Raw genomic sequence first — 19117 nt, 5'->3', positions numbered from 1 at the left:
CACAAATGATGAACTATTTATATTACCTACTAGTTTATATCTTACTGGCAGGGGCAAACAACCTTAATGCACGGGAGCCGGAAAATTTAAAAAAAGAAGATTCTACGCTTACGTCTGCGGTTTACAGCAATCAATTGACTAATGGCTTAAACTATTACCTAAAACCCATTAGAGGAACGAGTACTATTTCTTTAAACCTATGGCTACGTGTCGGCTTTAATGAAGAAGCTTCTGACCAACAGGATATTTCACACGCGGTTGAACATTTGGCTTTCAGGTCTAGTGTTCATTTTCCTGAAGGCCTCAGGGATAATAAAAAACTAGCAGGCTTAGGCATCAAGAAAAACGATGCTATGGCGGGGACCGCTTACCATTTTACACATTATACCATAAGTATCCCAAGTGAGAGCCAACGAGCATTGCATAATGGCCTACTTTGGTTTAAAGATATTCTAAATGGATTATTGTTAACTACGGAAGATATAAACATAGAACGAACAACATTACGGCAGGAATTTTTACATCGTGCCGGGAATGACCTTAGCAATCGCATCGTAAAGAGCCAAATCGATGCAAAACGTAATTCCTGTAAAAAATCACAAGAATTTTTTTTGGAAGATAACGCAAATTTTCCACCACAAGTAGTTAGGCAATTTTATAAAAAATGGTATCGTCCGGATTTAGCAGCGGTAAGCGTGATTGGAGATATCCCGAATTTAGAATTAATAAAAAAAGAAATCCATCAGCTCTTTTCAGACCTTCCTAAGCCTTCAACACCAATTCGTAAAATAAATTGTGATGTCCTTTATTACGAACAGGAACCACAATTCTATAAAGTGGAAAGACCATCCAGTCAACCGGAAGAAGAATTATCTCAGGAAGTCGAAATTCATCTTGATTATCGGGATTCCCTTATGTATAAAGAAATCCAGAATTTAAAAGGGCTGAAGAGGAGAATACTTTTCGAAACCATAAGCGCTATCCTCAATAAGCGATTTAAAGAAGAGCAATCCATCTATTGCCCCAAGTTTAATTTTTGGATGAAGTATAAAGAAAACCCGTTTTTTCTAACGAGTCAGATATCCGTAACACCAGGCTATGAACAATTAGCCCTGCAACGTTTTTTTGAATTGGTACATCAATTAAAAAAATATGGTGTTACGGAAAAAGAATGGAAAACTGAAAAAAATGATATACACAAGAATAAAGCTAAGCATACGAGGTATTGGGTGGAAGAAATTATAAAGTATGATGTTTATGGAGAAGTATTGCCTGATGATAAAATAGAGAAGCTCAATGAATGGTGGCAGCATTTATCGCGATCAGAATTCAATAGCTACTTGGAAGAGTTGATTCGGGAAATGCCGGAAGATATTGGAATTATTGCTCGTACAAATCAAAAGGCATTTAAGCTTAAAGAAAAAGAAGTACGCTCGTGGATTAAACAATTCTGGACAAGCGAGATTGCCCCCTATAACCCCCCAAAAATCCCTGAACATTTGATGGATGGTAGTCATCTTGATAAAAATATCTCCAATAAAAAGTTGGTGTATTCTTCTACTAAAATGGGAACAAAAGAGTTAACGCTGGAAAATGGTGTGAAAATTATCTTTTTACAGGACAGTAGTATTGCTCCGGTACAAAATCCCAATATTACGCTACACGGATTTGTACCTTACGGAGCGGCCAATTTTCCAAAGGAAGATTATCATTCGGTCATTAACGCTCCGTTTATTATTGAAAATTCGGGAGTGGGCAGCTTTGATAAGTTTCAGGTAAACCGATATCTTTCCCAGTCGGAAGATGCCATCAATCTTCATTCCTACATTAACTATGGGGAGTCAGGCTTTACGGGATATGCTAAGCTTCATTCCTTTAATAATCTTTTACAGATGGTTTACCTCTATACCACCCAACCGAGAAAAAATAAGTTGGCATTTGAAGATTGGAAAGAATGGAAACGAAAAGAATACAGTAATCCTCCTTATGGATTAGGTAATATAGATATGAAGAATAAAATTAAAACCATTTTAAAGGATAGTAGTTTTATAAATATGGGAACTTTTCAATACCAAGGATTATCCACCATAGATTTGAAGAAAACCTATACTTCCTATCAAAAAATCTTTGGCAATACCGAAGATTTTACTTTTATCCTATACGGAAATTATTCTATAGAGAAGCTATTGCCCGATATACAGAAATACTTAGGAAACCTTCCGAATAATAAGGAGGAGATATTGAAAAAGAGAAAAATTAGTGCACCTTCATTATTAATTGGTGGCCCTCTTTACAAAAAACTAAACCTAGGTTATCCAATGCAAAGTGATAATTATGAATTATATTTTCTAAGTCCCAAGCCCGAAGTTTTTACTTGGAAAAAGAAGTTACAGCTGGAAGTATTGGGCAAGATTTTGGATCAGATGTTATTTCTAGATCTTAGGTATAAAAAAGGATATGGCATATATTCCCCACACGCCAATACAGATTACAACATTAGTTTATCCCGTTTTATGACTTATTTGCGAATAGAATGTGAACCATTTGAAAGTACCGCTATTCAAGATGATATCGATAAAATTATAAAAGACATACAAACAGGGAAGATTAGTAGTAATCACTTTGAAAATGCCAAAGCCAATGTTAAGAACATTAATTCTTCAAGCCTATATAGACAGGAACAACGATTATTTGAATATTATAGATACCAGATCCCCTGGATATCTAAAACAGATATTGATAGGGTAATCGCTGAAACAACTTTAAAAGACATCGTGGCACTTGCAAAAGAAGTTTTTAAGCCTAAAAATCAATATGAATTTTTGATCCCTTCTAAAAACTCAGTTGTGAAGTAATAAAAATGATTTTTTGATTAAAATAAAGCCTCGGAATAGAAGCCCGAGGCTATTTTCAGGATGAAGTGATTGATTACAATTCAACCTCTCCTTCAGAATCACCGGTACCCGGTTTAGCATCTCCTAAACTTTGAGAATCATACACTGTATAATCCGTACCATCAGGATTAACCGTGATTTTACATTCGCTTGCTCCTGTAGTACACGTAATTTCAGGTATCATCTGCCAGTTTCCATTCCTAAATACATAGTCATTATTTGGATCTACAGCCGTTCTTGCTGTAGTAAAGGACATCGCGGTAGTAAAAATTACCGCTAACAACGGAATTAAAAATTTACTTTTCATAATTTAAAAATTTAAGATGAATAAATATGCCTACTATTTTTTACAGGTGTTCAGCTTTCTCCTGGTTTTGTCGCGCAACAAAACGATTTATCAATATTTTTAAATCTTTCGTAATCTTAGTAATAGTAAGAGTAGTGTTAGTACCAAACAGGATAAGGTAAAATATAGGTGACCATACCATCCTAAAAATGGTAAGACCGTTCTACAGGTACAGGGAATACCATCTCCAAAAAAAAGTAGAATAACTAAATAAGCGGTATAAAGTAGCATAAGTCCAAAGCTGATTAACACACCTATCAATCTTCGTGGAAATAGCAGTAAAAATACCCCTGTAAGGATTTCGACTACTGGAAAACCAATACTCCCCCACTCTGCAAAAACCTGACTTTCCAAATAAGGTGTACTTAGCAAAGTATGATAAAATAAGTCACCTTCCCATACCTTTTTTAATCCAGCATAGAGAAATATAATTCCAAGTATTACTTGTAAAATTTTTATAATATAATTCCTTGTCCCCATAACTCTTAATTTTTCATTGACCTGAAATGAAAAGAGCGAAATGGTAATTAGGATGTAAATGTAATTCTGAAGTTATTAGAATTATAAGAACGTTAGCGTTTCTATTTTTAGGCTTATCATCTCCCCTTCATCATTTACATTTTTCGAAGCTACATTCCACCTCTTCCAAATTCAAGCCATCGTTGTAAGCCATATATTAAATGACCTATAAAATTTGATTAAAGTTAAATGAACTATCTTAAAAATAAGAGGGTAAAAAGCACGTTTGTTGCGTGGGAAAACCACGTTTATAATTGAAGGTCGGTATTAGGAAAAGGTAGTTTATTTAAGTTATTTTAGATTCTCTAAGCTTAGCCTTTAGGAGATTTTCCAAGATTATAACTCACTCCTAAGTAAACCATTCGGGGAACGATTCCGTAGATATTTCTATCTATCTGAGTACTCGAAAATGTATCAAAAGAAAGTTGTTTAGTATTCAATAGGTTTCTTCCGGTAAGCTGAAAAGAAAAATTACTCTCTTCGGGTTCATAATTGATCTTAAAATCTATAAAATGAGAATTTAAGTTAGGCCAGAAAACCTGCTCATAAATTATTTCTGAGGAAAGCGTTTCTAAAGGATCCAATAATAAATTGAATTTGTTATTGTACACGGTGGTCTCAAAAGCAGTGTTGGTTAATTTATCTTTTAAGGTGGTAGTTCTAAAATTAGCTTCACATTTTAAATTCACAATTCCAGAGAAAGCTGTATAAATAAATAATCCTGCGCCGTGATTTACCACCGGATTTACCGCTATTACATTATTATCTTGAAATCTATTTATCTGTGTAGTTGATAAAGATCCTTTTATACCTATTCGGCTTCTTAAGGGATAGAAAAATTTATTAACCTCGGCATTTGAATTGAAAAAATTGTTCGATAAGGGAGAAGGAAGATAATTTATATAATTAAGTAATTCATCCACATTCAAATCAACAATATAAGGTGACTTTTGGTTTCTATAGGATACATATAGAACTGCTCTTAAATAATTAGATGATGTAAAATAGGAGTACCTTAAGTTGTATTGAAAACTTTTTATGGTGTTGAGTAAATTCGTTTTATTCACTACCGAGCGATAATCAGAAAAAATAGGATTTTGGTACAAATCAGTAGGTGATGGGTTTGTATGCGTAAGGGCGGCACCTACTCTTATGTGATTGGCTTTTTTGATTTTAAATGACGTGGATACCGATGGATTGACGAAAAAGGTATTTTTTGAATTATCAGAATTCAATAACAAGCTTTCATAAATCACAGGAACACTTAATTTAATATCAAATTTTTCGGCCAGTGAAAAATTATCCTGTAAATGCAGTGCTAGTAAGTTTTGGCGGTAGCTAATATCGTTATTGAAATTTTCACTATCATAATCATTCAAACTTGAGTTTAAATTTGAATTTAGAATTCTATAAGTACCAGATACTTCAAATCGATGTACTTTTTTAGCACCCAGTAATTTTATAGCTAAAGAGGTATTCTTTTGAGAAAGATCGAATCTTTGAAATAATTCATCTGAATTAAAATTTTCCATTCTTTCATATCTGGGCGAGGATAATAAAAGATGCTGTGCATTATTATTAGACGTATAATTTAAATTTGTTTGGAGTGCATAAGAAGAAGAAAACCGTTGAATGTGTGATAGGTTTAAATAACTTAAATCGCTTGTTTGGTTATCCTTGGATAAAACAGAGTCAGAAGCCATCGTATTAGTCCTTATCGTTTGATTTAGACTTCCCGACGGAGAATCCCTAAAAAGAATACCGGTAAAGGAAATCGCAGAAAGGCTGTCCAGATCATAATCGAGCTTTATCCTAGCCATTTTCTCCCGCTTTCTTTTTAATACTTTACCATCCTCGGTAATAGTCAGCTGTTGCTCTTCATTTAAAAATGTTCTTTCCGATAAAAAGGGCATTGAATTTCTGTCGGCAAAATAGTAGCCATACATATTCAACTTTAATTTATCTGAAACGGATGTATTTAATTGTAAAGCCTGAAGTTTAGCTTCATTTTGTAAATAACGCCGCTTATCTATGTTTGGAATATAAATCTCTCCATTGGTAATGGGAAGGCTTATATCCCGTGAACTATTAGTTGAAGTGGATTGATTATCCAACAAACCTATATTAGACTGAAAATCTGTATCATTAATTACATCATTACCAATATTGTTTAGATTAGTTATCGATCCTATTTTTAAACCATTTATAAAAGAAAAAAGAGTCGCGTTTGTCGTATAGCGTTCCTTCACTCCTGCCCCAGCTTCTATGTTCCCAAACAATGATGCCCGAAAATTCTTTTTAAAGTTAAGGTTAAGAACAACATCATCGGATTTTTCAATACCACGTAATAATTTTTCATCGTTATGATGTTCAATGGCTTCTACACTTTTAATAAGTTCAGGGGTAATATTTTTAGAAAGTAATTGGTAATTTTCAGAAAAAAAATCGTCCCCTTCCACCATTATTTTTTTTATTCCTTTACCATTGAATGAAATAGTCCCTTTATCAGATACTGTAATGCCTGGTAGTTTTTTTAAGACATCTTCAAGATTTCTTTCGTTTCCTTCTGCAAAACTTTCAATAGCATACGCGGTAGTATCTTTTTTTATTCTAATAGGGGGAGTATTTTTAATAACAACTTCCTGAAGCTCTAGGGCTTTATCATATAATTTCACAATTATTCCCGATTGAACGGAATCAGCACTAATAAACCGCTTTTTAAACCCCAACTGGTTGATTTCTAAAATCAATCCCCGATTCTTAAGGATTAATTCAAATTCACCTAATTCGTTGGTTTGTGCAAATGCAGAAATAAGAGAATCATTCTTTACGTCAATTGCAAGAATATTTGCATAAGGAATAGGATCATTTGACTTTGCTGAAATAACGCTACCGTTTACTGGAAATTCTTGCGACCAACACCCTATTGGAAAAGCACAAAAAAGTAATAAACAAAAAAGTAGATTTTGCTTGATGATCATTTACTTTCGTGCTACTTTTCTATTTCTGGATAAAATTTAATATTTACGCTACCATCATTTTCCCTAGCAACGGTTTCCATATATTTTAAGTATTTATCCTTTTTTTGCTGATTGGTTTTTAAATATTCCTCTAAGCTTAGCATATTCTCCTCTTCCACAGGAAATTCAAATTTCTCTGATGGAATTTCTGCTGGAATTTTAAGTTCTTTTAATTTGAACATAAAATCGAGGTTTTCGCTATAAGCTTCTAATATTGCTCCTGGCAAGCCATAAAGTTTCCAAGGGCCTACCTGAAAAGGAATTTTAGGGGTAAACCATACAACCCAATTCCTACCCTTGTATGTAGCAGTTGCTTTTGTGCAATTATAATCACCTATATTTTTTTTCTCATTGGTTATATTCCAAGAAATCTTTTCTAAATCTTCTTTTACATTAACGTAACTTGATCTATTAAAATAAGTAACCCTGCTTAAAATATAGTTATTTGATTTATCTTTAAGATAAACCCATCCAATGGGATCCCAGTTATCTCTTGGGACTTCTGTCTTTTCGTAATTACCATCAGAATCGGTTTGTACACGGGTAACGTATTTATTTTGTAATTGTTGATAAACAGAACTTTTTGGATTAAAATAGAGGGTTCCTTCTTGGATAATATACTCATAAGGATAGCCATTCTCATTAGGTGGTGAAGCTACAGAAGACTTCCCTGAATAGGCAGTATATTTTATATAACCTTCATTGTTTTGCGAAAACAATGAAAAATTCAAGCAAAATACAAGTAACGTGAGTACAAATCTAATATTCATTAGCTTTTGGATTTGATTTTATAAAAATAGTAAGGCATTTTTAAAATAAAAGGGCATCTTAAGAGAATGCCCTCTTATCGCTATTAAACTGATGGAGTTAGCTGGTAGCTGCATCACAACCAGCACCAGCTATTTCTGCTGCTTTCTGGAAAGTGTCGGCGGTTCCCGATGCCGATGTACCATTACCACAATCTAAGGTAACTGTCTTTTTTTGTAGAACTGTTACATCAACTTCTGGATTTTCGGCTTCAATACTTGAGAATCCAGCTGTACTAAATAACAATGCAAACGCTGATAGGTAAACTAATTTTTTCATAATTAAAATTTTAAAGATTAATAATTAGCGGATATTTTCTCCGCGATACTCAAATTCTTGGCCAAGAACTTAACTAAAACTATTAATATTAATCCATAATCACCTTGCAAAAGACCACGTTTAGTGCGTGGTAAAACCACGTTCTTCTTAAAAATGCCACCTAAGCATTGTATTACTATGTATATTGTTTTACATTTGTAAAATGAATAAAAGTTTTGTTCTTCGTTGGCAATCTCAAGTTAAGAAAGGGACGCTTACATTTATCGTTCTTAATATCCTTGATAAGAAAGGAGAGCTTTATGGATATGAATTAATTGAAAATGTAAAGGATAAGACTTCTATTATTATTGCAGAAGGGACATTATACCCACTAATGAACAGACTTAAAAAAGAAAAGCTGGTCACTTCAAAATGGGTAGAACAAGAATCAGGAATTCCTAGAAAATATTACTCACTTACAGCGACAGGACAAAATACCTTACTTGAAATGAAGGACTTTTGGAAGATGTTGGAGAAATCAATTAATACGATATCTAAATGAAAGAGATCACATTTAAAAATAAAAGTTCGACATTAATTTATCGAGATTATTTAAATCGTCTCAAGAAAAATTTAAAGCACTCTTCTGCTAAGGATCGTAAGAATATATTGATGGAATTTAATAGTCATATTTTTGAGGGAATTCAAAGATATGAGAACATTGAAGTTAATGAGACTGAAAATTTAATGGAGGTGTTGAATAAATTGGGGGATCCCCAAGATGTTTTAAAACCAATGATCGCTGAGAAAAAATTAGAAGAGGCTACAAGGACTTTCAATCCTATTCACGTTTTTAAAGCATTGGTCTTAAATATTACTAATGGGGTTAAGTATATTTTCTTTGCGTTTCTTTATTTAGTGCTCATTGGCTTCTTATTCGTCATTGGTGCCAAAATCAGCAATCCAAAAGAGGTTGGCTTATATTTTAAGGACGGAGGATTTTATTTATTAGGAAAAATGAAGCCTCAATTAATGGAATCGATAAACGCAAAAGAAGTCCTGGGAAATTGGTTTATTCCATTTTTTCTTTTGCTAACAATACTTTTATACATCATCGTAACTTTTTTAATGCGAATTACTGCTAGGAGAAAGTAGAATCAAATAATATAGTAATCGTATGATATTTTTTGCTCATATACATAGTAATACAATGTACTATTTTATAAAATGCTTTAAACTGAGTTTATCAATAACATTCCTTATGGTTTCTACTACAATATTTGCTCAATCCAATCAAATTGAAGGGACTGTAAAAAGCGAAAACAATCAGATTATAAACGGAGCTTCTATCGTACTATATGATGGAAATAAAAATATTGTTGATTACTCTATTACTGATCAAGATGGAAAATATTCTATCAGTGCAAAGATTCAAGCTGATAACTTTTTAGAAGTTTCTTACCTAGGCTATAAAAAGAAAATAGTTAAGCTTCTTTCAATTAATACTGATAAAGGTATCATCTCTATGGATATCACCTTAACCGAAGAAACAAATCACTTAGATGAAGTTGTATTACTTGTAAAAAAAGAAGAAAAGGATACTGTAAATTTTGATCTAGAAAAATTGAATCTTCAGGATAATGATAAGCTAAAGGAAATACTAGAGAAACTACCAAATTTACAGGTAGGAGAAGGTGGTGTTTTAATATATAAAGGAAATAATATCAATAAAATTCTGGTAAACAAAAAAGAGACTTTTGAAAATCAAAATAGTCTAGCCTTAGAAAATATTGAAAATAGATTTATTGAGGGCTTAAGTATAATTAATAATTACCAAGATCAATTTTCTGTTGATTTCGATTTACAAGAAGAAACCGTTTTGAATATCGAAACTAAAGAAGAATTTAAAAATGTTATTACAGGGGATTTACAGACAAAATATGGGCATAAAGATAAGTATGAATTCAAGGGTTCTGGTTTTCTATTTTCTGAATCGCTCAATGCTTTTTCTACAGCAAATTTCAATAACATAGGCAAGACAGTGGTGAACTATAGGGAATTAGGAGCCGTATTCAACGAAAAGCAAAATTTTTCAATCTATTCACAAAGATCATTGCAAGCCTTATTTTCTACTAACGAAAATCTTAGGAAAGATGAATACAATAGTATCAACCTCACCCTTAAAAAAAATTCATCCAAATTCAAATCAAGCTTGCTCCTCTACTATATATCTCCTAATAGGATAAACAGCACAACACAACAACTTTCATCTTTAGATGATACACCTCTATTGGAAGGAAATAGTGCTTTACAGGCAAAATCAAATTCCTACTTGGGCTATTTTAAAAGTCAATACAAAAAATCCAAAAATACCGTATTTACTATACAAGGTAATCTCAATTTCATTAACGCAGACGATAAAAATACAGAAAGAAATATTCTATATAACAATAATCAAACTACCGAAAATAACCTCTTTTCAACTTACAATTCGCAAATTTTTTCAGGATTTGCTCGGCTTGCAGTAACCAGTAAATTATCAGATAAGATCATATGGAATTCAGAAGGAAGTCTATTTATTGAAAAAAATAAGCTAGATGATGACATCTTCCTTAACGCTAATTTATATCAAACACAATATTTTGATTTTTCAAAATACAACCATAATATCCAATCCTCTTTATCATACAATCATAGTGATCAATTTACTCCATCCATAATAATTGAATATAATGGTCAAAAAAGCCAACTCGACAATGATGATTTACCATCAATATCACGGAATGTTCATACTACGGATATTATTACAAAAATAACAGGAAGAAATGTATTCGGTAAAATAAACTATTCTCTATCAACCGGAATCAGACTAAATCAGTTTGAATTAAACAACTCAAAATCAATTGAGAAGTTTTTAATCCCATTAAATATGGTTTCCGAATATGAAAGAGATGTATGGAGAATCGCTGCAAGTATAAAAAGAAGTTTTGAATTCAATGATCTTTATTATGGTCTAACAACCCTCCAACCCTTTAATCGGATCGTTCAGGGTGATATAGGCTTACTTGAAAATCTTCGTATTAAAAATAATTATCATTTAGGATACTATTATAACAACATATTTGACGCTGAATCCTATTCAATTTCAACGAATTATAGTGATATAAAAAACCCTATTGAACTTCAATTTATTAATCAGGAGAATGGTATTTCAACTCTTAGGGCTTATAAAACTGATTACTCTAAAAAATTTAGTATTAATGGTAAATATGCTAAGACCTTATTCCCTATCAATTTTCCTCTAAATACTAGTGTTGGTTTAAGTTATTTAAAAGAAAAATTTCCAGCTTTAATAGCGGATGGACAAGAAGTACTTAGTAAACAAAACGCTATTTCACCAAAATTTGAAATAGAAAGTCTAAATGATTTCCTCTTGAATGTACGGCTTTCATCTAGCCTAAAATACTCTAATAACAGAGTAGGCAATAATAATTATTATTCGAGATATAGCAGATCTACTGCATCGCTACTTCTTAAGAATAATAAATGGGATGGAAAGCTAAGTTTCATTTACGACGATAACCTGGTAGATAATCAAAAATTTCAAAGAAAGAATATAAATCTTGATCTTTCTTATACCTGGCAGAAGTTGACGTTTAGTTTGGAATCTAGACATCTATTTGAACTACTTAACATATTCCAGAATGAAGCTTACAATTTTGAAATTTATTCTAATGAAGGCGTTGTCACTACACTGATTAATAATGCCTCTCTCAACTATTTAATATTAGGACTTAAGTATAACTTTTAAAAAATGATCAAAATGAAAACAACAAAAATCTATCTATTTTTATTGACATTCACTATAAGTTTAGTGATGAAAGCTCAGGAGAGCAATGAAATTCTACAGGTAAAATATACTACGAATAGTGTATCCGAATTTTTAGTGAATATGCTTAAAAAGCAGATTCAAGATCCTGACGAATATAATAAAGTAATGCAACTAATGTCAGAGTATAAAAACTATAATACTTTATATTATGACAAAAAGAGTAAAGAATCATTATATGTTTTAGATTCTATCCATAAAATCCCTGGGGTAAGTGTATCCGGGTATACTGAGTTCATTAAAAAAGACGCTGATGGATCTTTAAAAGGCAAAGAGGTTTTTATGGAATCTGAATTTTCATTTACAGGAAATTCAAAAGACCTTAAATGGACGATAACGTCTGAAAAGAAGGACATTGAAGGATATAGTTGCACTAAAGCAATTTTAGAAAATATGCCCGGATTATACGTTTGGTTCACGACTGAAATTGCAATAGATGCTGGCCCCTATATTTTTTATGGTTTACCGGGCTTAGTGTTAGAGGCAAACAGTTTTTTTCAAAATGTTTCAGTTACTTCGGTTTCTTATACCCAAAAATCTGAGTTTAATTCAATGTTTGAAAAAGATAAATTCAATTTAAATGAAAAAGCTTATTCCCTCGAAGAGATTTTTGTTAGAAAAAAGAACTTTAAGAATAAAGTGGAAAAAGGAAAATAAACAATTCGTCAAAAGAAATATGATTAATATAAATTCCCTGGAAGAATTAATCTCTAGGGAATTTATTTTATTACCCCAATAAGGACTCTGATTTAAAACAGGTTTAGAACGAATAACCGTTGGGAGGCAAAAGCTATATCCTTATCAATTAATAAAGAATAAGCGGCTATTAAAACCTATATTTTACACTGAAAAAAATATAACGAGGAAGTAATCTGATATTTGATTCATACGTGGTGAATTCGTCAATTACTACCGTGCTAAAATTCTTTTCATTTCCCAAATTATTGAAAAATAATTTATACGAAAAATTAGAATCTGGCTGGAATTTTAAAGTACTGTTTAAAAAATAATAGGAACTATTTGGCATCTTATAATAATCATTCTTGATGTTCAAATTCCATTTTTCAGACAGTTTATAATTCAAAGCTAAAGAGTAATTGCTCCATTGAGTTTTTGATATTACATTGTTATAATCTGATTCGCTTAAATTTAAGTTGAATCGAAATCTAAAATTTAAGGGAATTTTAAAATAGGTTGTACCGGAAATCAAATAATTCGACGAATAGGTTTTTAAGTCATTAAAATCCTGTGAATTGGCCTGAATAGGTTGTATCCCCCAGTTTTGAGATGTTCTTAGATTTGTAGATAGGTTTAAATCATCAAAGAAAGAGGTAAAATCTAAATTAGCAGATATACGGTTAGAACCTTCAATAACTTGATAAGAGAAGAACCTAAGATTCTCTCCTATTTGATTTGTAGTCGAATAATTACCCTTAAAATCGTCGTATTTTATTCTAAAGGTAAGTGCTTGGGACTCTAACTCGTTAGCCCATTTATAATAGAATTTGTATACATCTTTTTCCACTAAATATATAGTATTAGTACCACGCACCAAAGAATTATAAGTATTTAATTGATAATTCTGAAACAATAAGTGAGAATCTGGAACAGCGTAAGTATTTTCATAACCAAAAACAAAACGTCCTATTTTTAATTTTCGGAGATCTAAGTCTATTTGTGGATTAAAAATCCATTTCTCCTTTTCGTTAGAATCAGTGGTAAGGTCTAATCTTTCCATTGAAATCCCTAGTGTAAGTTTCGCTTTTTCTGAAAATTTATAACCGATACTTTCTTTTAAATTAAACGTTCTACGTTTATAATTTAAATCATTTTTTAGGCTATCTACTTCAAAATTTTCCGAGGGTGAACTTAACTTAGTTTGCCTATCTTCCTCAAAGATCTCATACCCTAAGGATAATCGATTAGTGAAATTTCCAAATTCTGAAAATAGATTGGTGTTAATTCCAAAAACATTTAGTTCATCTTTATTATTTTGATAAATTTTTGACTTTTTGGTAAAATCAAAAAAATTGTTTAAGCCAAGAGAATTAATTGTTGCATCTTGGGAGAGTTGGGTTTGACCAACGTAGGTATAATTATGTAAAACTGTATTTTTCCCTAATGCATAGCTGTAGTTTAAGTGATTGTATAATGCGTATTCTTTCTTATTTAAATCTTGATTTACGCTATTATTATTGAAAATAAGTTGATTATCAAATTTTTCAGGTTGATTTTTATAAGAGAATAAATTTCTAAGGTACGAGCGCTCTCCTCCTGTATATTTTATTTCCAATTCTCCTGAACCAATACTATTTTTATGGTCAGTATCACTATCTTCAATATATTCCACAGGATTTTCTTCTACATTAAAAATAGATCGTGAATAAAAAAGTTGTCTTTGATTATCTTGAGCGAATGAGCCGGTAGCACGTATTTCAATATCCTTTTCAATTTTTGTTACTAATCCTATCGAATTCAAGAAAGCTTTATTAAAAATACTTTGATCGTCTTTTAATATTTGGCTTTCGTTCTTGTTGATCGAAAATACAGATTCTATTTCTGGTTCTATCTCTACTTCACGATATGCCGAAGTTAAATTTAGGGAAGATGGAGTGCCTTTTAATTGATCTACTGCCTTGTTTCCTAAATTATTGTAATCCCCCAGATAAAAGAATTTTATTTTTTTTCTCAACAAACCAATATTGGCAGTACCTCTAATCCTTTCTTCTAAACCAGCTCCCAAAGAAGCGTTTCCAAACCAGACGTTTTTAAATTCGTCCTTTAGTTCTAGGTTTAATGCTACATCATCAGAATCCAATACTCTTGCCAAAACAGGATTATCCTGAAAATTATCTATAATTTGTACTGCATCTAAGGTTTTCGCATCCAAATTCTTAGAAAGGACCTGATAATCATTAGCAAACATATCATCTCCATCGATCATAAGTTTCTTTATAAATTTACCGTGAGCTTTAATAGTTCCATCTTCGAGTACTTCTATCCCAGGTAGTTTTTTTAGAACATCTTCAACATTTTCTTCAGATTGATCTATAAATGGAGCGGTTTTTAATGTGGTAACATTACCATTTGTTGAGATTTTTTCATCCGGCTTTAGAACTACCTCATTTAAGTGTTCTATTTTATCCTGTAGAATAAAAGAAAGAGTATATCGCTTTTTATCAGTATTAAGAGCTACTTTTTGAATATGTTCTTCGAATCCGAGCAAATTAACAGCTATGTCATAGCTATCAGAAATTAAATTTGTTGGAGAGATATTGAATTTAAATTCCCCTGTATTATCCGTATATAAATAATCTATGATTTCATTCTCAGAATTTGAAAGTACTATACTGGCATTTTCCAAAGGTTTATTACTCGAATCAGTAACTTTACCTTCAATAATAACTTGTGAGTTTACACTCCATAAAAGAAATAAAAAAAAAATAAAAAACAGAAGAAGTGTTCGGTACCCTTTTGCCATTATTCAAAAGACTCTATATAAATATCACTAAAAACTGGTTTTTTAGGCTTCTCAGATTCTTTTCTTTCAGCTCTTAAAACCATTCTATTATAGGCTCTTTCTATACTGTTACGCAGCATATTTTCAAAATCTTCAATGGTTTGCCATCCCTCGTCTTCTCCTTTTGGTCTTTGTACTTGAGAAATATGAGCTTCGTTTTCCGTGGGATATTCTAAGCTTTTAAAATAAATTAACATTTCGTCTCGTTCATCACTAGCTTCTAGTATTAATCCTGGCAATCCTTGTAATTTCCAGGGGCCATACGGTAAAGGAACCTCTAAAGTATACCAAGCAGTATAAGTACGCCCTCTAAATTCGCCTATGGCTTTATGCGCCTTGAAATCACCTATTTTCTTGGTCTCAGATTTTAACTTCCAATTTATAACCGGTTTTTTTTCTGCTATATAGATATTACCACCAAAACGTTGGCTCCACCATAAACTATCTTTTTTTCGGTTAAAGAAAACCTGTTCTCCATATCTAAATGTTTTATTACCGTTATAAGCCACCACTTGCTCCCCTTCTCCTCGATATATTGATTTATTTTGAGAAGTTGCTTCTTCCAGAGAATCTTTTGCAGTTACGTAATAAGATTTTTCCTTATTAAATACCAAATAAGCGTTTAAATCGGGACCGGCAGCACTTTTCATTCCTGGACTTTTTATTTGCCCATAATAAACAATACCTTTTTGACTTTGCATTTGTTGGGAAATGCAAAACAAAAAAATTGATAACATAAAATATTTCATAAATAAGATTCTTTATTTAAAAAAAGTGTACAATCTGAAAAATTTCAAATTGTACACCATTTAACTATAAGTTTTTATCACTTATAGTTAGTCACACATATCCCAGGCCTCTTGAATGGAATCTGCCTCCCCTGCATATACTCCATCACAATAGACAGGGAAAGAAGCAGCCTCTTGACGAACTTCTTTTTTGACTTCTGTTGGAGTAGATGCATACATTGATGAGAAAAATACACCCATTATTCCTAAAAATACTAACTTCTTCATTTTAATAAAATTTTCATTAACTCTACTCTCTTTATAGGATTTTCGAGATTCTCCCCTACACGCGTGCTAGTTATTTATACAAAACTATAAGAAGGTAGATATAGTACCCTGATTTAAACCACATTTAGTATGTGGTAAAACCACGTTTAATAAAAATGAAAAAGCTGTTTGATTTATATATATCCACTTTCTCTCGCTTTTTCTAATAGCGCCTTATTTCCCTGCCCGCTAACTCCAAAAATTTCTTTTAGTTTTCGCTTTCTGTCTTCGACTGCCCTTAAAGAAAGATGTACATATTTCGTTAGGTCTTTAGTCTTTGTTCCCAAAGAAAGCTGATAAAGCATAATTCTATCTACTTCATCTATTAAGGAGGTATTCAGACTAATCTCTGAATGGAGTAATTTTGAAATTTTTGATCCATAATATGGTGGGGCAATAATAACTTTCGACAAACATCTTTTGAGCTCTTCTGAAGTGGTTTCCCCTTTCATAAGGAAACCGGCAGGATTAATATTCAGCAGTAAATTGTGAAGCCGAAACGGATCTGCCAAAACGGTTAGGATTATTATTTTTACTTCAGGAAGTTCTTTTTTTATTTTAATTCCCAAATCTTCACCTGATAGTATTTTATTATTCCCCTCAATAGGAAAGTTGATATCCAAAAAAACGATATCAAATTTCTTTCCCTTTAAAATTTCCCAAGCCGTATCACAATTATCAGCAGTTTCGACAGAAATATCATAATCTTCAGATTTTATTTTAGAAAGTACATTTTTATATCCTTCTAGGATCATATGATGGTCGTCAACGAGTAAAATATTTATCTCTTCCTTCTTCATAACAACACTGTGTTTCTATATTTTTACTACAAGCTTTATTAAAGTACCTTCAGAACTGGTGGTAATCGATAATTTACCTTTCATAGTTCGGCTTCGATTTTTCATATTTTTAAGGCCTATACCCGCTGTGGAATTATTAGGATCAAAACCTTTTCCATTATCTTTAATTTCAATAATCAATCGGTTTTTGAGTTTATGAATCAATATTTCTACCGAAGTAGCCTGCGAATGCTTATAAATATTAGCAATAGCTTCCTGTATGATTCGATAGATATTTATTTTTATATTATTCTCAATATACTCCCAATCAATTGGATGCGGAATTTTTAACTGAATACTAATCCCTTCAGGCTTTTTACTTAAAAAATGCTCTAGTAATAGTGTAAAATCTACATCAACCTGCGAATCTTTATTAAGTTGATGGGAAATCAACCTGATTTCCTCTGCAATTTTTTGTATTTCTCGAATATATTCCGCTCTTTTTTGCTTACTCTCATTGTCATCATCATCGTTTAAAGAATCAAGACTTATTCTTAATCCGAATAAGCTTCCCAAAATTCCGTCGTGCAATTCACGTGATATCCGCCGCTTTTCTTTTTCCCGCTCTTCTTCAATTACTTGTTGCTGAGATAATACTAAATCGTATATCTCCTGACTCGCTTTTTGTTTTTGCGAAATCAATTTATTTTTTGATCGCTGATCTTTAATGATATATAACAATACAAAAATAAAGAAAACAGTTAAGGAAATTAATGATATTCTAATCATTTGTTTATTTAGCCTTTCTGTTTCCGAAATATATTCATTGGTCTCGAAACGTATTCTTGCAAATTTATTTCTTACTGCCCTTTCCCTTTTTTGGAGGCTATCGTTAATCACTATATAGCGTTTAGTATAAACTAATGCACTATCTTTTACGACCAAGGAAAGAAAGCTCAATGAAGCGAGTAAATCCCTGGTATTTTGACTATTCCTCGCAACTTTTTTTGCTGCTAGGGCATAATTAATGGCTTTGGCCGTATCTCCCCTTTGTAAAAAATAATCAGCTAAATGTAACTGGTTGATACTAATTCCGGCCTGTAAATCAATATCTTTCCTTATCTGTAAAGCCTTTACAAATTGTTTATAAATTCCCAGCGTATCCCCTAAATGAAGTTTTGCATTAGCTTCATTATCAATGAGCATTGCATACAATTTAGGATCTGAGTTTTCTATATTTTCATCAAAGCTCAACGCCTTTCTAAAATATTCAATTGCTTCGGAATAATTACCTTGGTTATGGTATACCACTCCTATGTTATTGTAACTGGTAGGGAAATCTCTTTTACTTTTTAATTTTTCTAAATTACTTATCGCTTTGTGGTGATAATAAAGAGACCTTTCGTACTCCTCTAATTCATTGAAAACAATACCAAGGTTATTATAAGCTATATATAGACTATAAAATTCGTCTAAAGGTTCAAGTAAATTAATCGCATTAGTTGTAGTAACCTCACTACCGGTATAATCCCTAATATTCTTCTGAATAATTGCCATATTTAATAACAGGCTTCCAGAATTAAGTTGATCTCCTAACTCTTGATATATTTTCTGGGCTTTATCATAGTAATAATAAGCACTGTCTTCTTTATTACGGTTATGATAAAATTGAGCCAAATCCCAATAGGTAGCTGCGGTACCCTCAGAATTTTCTATGGTTATAGATAATTCTCTGGCCTGTTTATTAGACCTTAGAAACATAGTTGAATCTTTTGTTTTCAAGTAGCGATAAGATATATCGAGAAGCATTTTATTCTTAAGAGTATCGTTACCTTCCTTGAGAGCGGCGTTGTAATCTTTATTTAAGTCTATTTCTTGATCAGATTCATTTTTCCTTATTGATTGAATATCCTGCTTTTCCGTAATAACCTCATCTCCATCATCCTTTTGGGTACAAGAAAAGAGAAAAACTATTAAAGATATAAATATTGTAATATGACGTGATTTGAAAAACAAAACGTTTCAGAATA

At 31.9% G+C, this 19117-nt stretch carries 15 protein-coding genes; 5 read left to right on the top strand and 10 right to left on the bottom strand.

Features of this window, described 5'->3' with window-relative positions:
* Positions 1-5 precede the first annotated feature (5 nt).
* Positions 6-2855 carry a M16 family metallopeptidase gene (locus FVB9532_RS10840; protein ID WP_150545195.1) on the top strand — a complete coding sequence of 950 codons (2850 nt, stop codon included), beginning with the start codon at positions 6-8 and terminating at the stop codon, positions 2853-2855.
* 73 nt (positions 2856-2928) lie between these two features.
* Here FVB9532_RS10840 and FVB9532_RS10835 read toward each other — a convergent pair whose 3' ends face one another.
* The 5 genes from FVB9532_RS10835 to FVB9532_RS10815 all read right to left on the bottom strand — a co-directional run bounded on the left by FVB9532_RS10835 (position 2929) and on the right by FVB9532_RS10815 (position 7865).
* Complete coding sequence (locus tag FVB9532_RS10835; RefSeq protein ID WP_150545194.1) at positions 2929-3201, bottom strand: DUF6520 family protein; 273 nt, start codon at positions 3199-3201, stop codon at positions 2929-2931.
* A 99-nt stretch (positions 3202-3300) separates the two neighbouring features.
* Positions 3301-3720 carry a MauE/DoxX family redox-associated membrane protein gene (locus FVB9532_RS10830; RefSeq protein WP_150545193.1) on the bottom strand — a complete coding sequence of 140 codons (420 nt, stop codon included), beginning with the start codon at positions 3718-3720 and terminating at the stop codon, positions 3301-3303.
* A gap of 350 nt (positions 3721-4070) precedes the next feature.
* Positions 4071-6740, bottom strand: coding sequence for a TonB-dependent receptor (locus FVB9532_RS10825; RefSeq protein ID WP_150545192.1), 2670 nt, complete (start codon positions 6738-6740; stop codon positions 4071-4073).
* Between the two features lie 11 nt (positions 6741-6751).
* Positions 6752-7549, bottom strand: a complete 798-nt coding sequence (locus tag FVB9532_RS10820; protein WP_008615771.1) for a GLPGLI family protein — start codon at positions 7547-7549, stop codon at positions 6752-6754.
* Between the two features lie 97 nt (positions 7550-7646).
* Positions 7647-7865, bottom strand: coding sequence for a hypothetical protein (locus FVB9532_RS10815; protein ID WP_008615770.1), 219 nt, complete (start codon positions 7863-7865; stop codon positions 7647-7649).
* Positions 7866-8067: 202 nt separating this feature from the next.
* Between FVB9532_RS10815 and FVB9532_RS10810 the strand changes: the two genes are divergently transcribed.
* From FVB9532_RS10810 to FVB9532_RS10795, 4 genes are all read left to right on the top strand, one after another.
* Positions 8068-8406 (top strand): PadR family transcriptional regulator, encoded by a 339-nt coding sequence (locus FVB9532_RS10810; RefSeq protein WP_150545191.1) that lies wholly within the window; start codon positions 8068-8070, stop codon positions 8404-8406.
* Positions 8403-8999 carry an HAAS signaling domain-containing protein gene (locus FVB9532_RS10805; RefSeq protein ID WP_150545190.1) on the top strand — a complete coding sequence of 199 codons (597 nt, stop codon included), beginning with the start codon at positions 8403-8405 and terminating at the stop codon, positions 8997-8999. The genes FVB9532_RS10810 and FVB9532_RS10805 overlap by 4 nt, the downstream gene beginning before the upstream one ends.
* A gap of 106 nt (positions 9000-9105) precedes the next feature.
* Positions 9106-11655, top strand: a complete 2550-nt coding sequence (locus FVB9532_RS10800; protein ID WP_194716535.1) for a carboxypeptidase-like regulatory domain-containing protein — start codon at positions 9106-9108, stop codon at positions 11653-11655.
* 12 nt (positions 11656-11667) lie between these two features.
* Positions 11668-12390: a GLPGLI family protein gene (locus FVB9532_RS10795; RefSeq protein WP_194716534.1), complete on the top strand. Its 723-nt coding sequence runs from the start codon at positions 11668-11670 to the stop codon at positions 12388-12390.
* 169 nt (positions 12391-12559) lie between these two features.
* Here FVB9532_RS10795 and FVB9532_RS10790 read toward each other — a convergent pair whose 3' ends face one another.
* The 5 genes from FVB9532_RS10790 to FVB9532_RS10770 all read right to left on the bottom strand — a co-directional run bounded on the left by FVB9532_RS10790 (position 12560) and on the right by FVB9532_RS10770 (position 19103).
* On the bottom strand, positions 12560-15214 hold the full coding sequence (locus tag FVB9532_RS10790) for a TonB-dependent receptor (protein WP_150545187.1): 2655 nt from the start codon (positions 15212-15214) through the stop codon (positions 12560-12562).
* Positions 15214-15990 carry a GLPGLI family protein gene (locus tag FVB9532_RS10785; protein ID WP_228482309.1) on the bottom strand — a complete coding sequence of 259 codons (777 nt, stop codon included), beginning with the start codon at positions 15988-15990 and terminating at the stop codon, positions 15214-15216. The genes FVB9532_RS10790 and FVB9532_RS10785 overlap by 1 nt, the downstream gene beginning before the upstream one ends.
* Positions 15991-16089: 99 nt before the next feature.
* Positions 16090-16269, bottom strand: a complete 180-nt coding sequence (locus FVB9532_RS10780) for a hypothetical protein (RefSeq protein ID WP_008615748.1) — start codon at positions 16267-16269, stop codon at positions 16090-16092.
* 173 nt (positions 16270-16442) lie between these two features.
* Entirely contained in the window at positions 16443-17108 is a 666-nt protein-coding gene (locus FVB9532_RS10775; protein ID WP_150545186.1) for a response regulator, read from the bottom strand.
* A gap of 15 nt (positions 17109-17123) precedes the next feature.
* Positions 17124-19103, bottom strand: coding sequence for a tetratricopeptide repeat-containing sensor histidine kinase (locus tag FVB9532_RS10770; RefSeq protein ID WP_150545185.1), 1980 nt, complete (start codon positions 19101-19103; stop codon positions 17124-17126).
* Positions 19104-19117 lie beyond the last annotated feature (14 nt).

Origin of the sequence: Mesonia oceanica, assembly GCF_902499555.1 — a bacterium.
GTDB lineage: Bacteria > Bacteroidota > Bacteroidia > Flavobacteriales > Flavobacteriaceae > Mesonia > Mesonia oceanica.
This window is presented reverse-complemented; position numbering and strand designations above follow the sequence as displayed.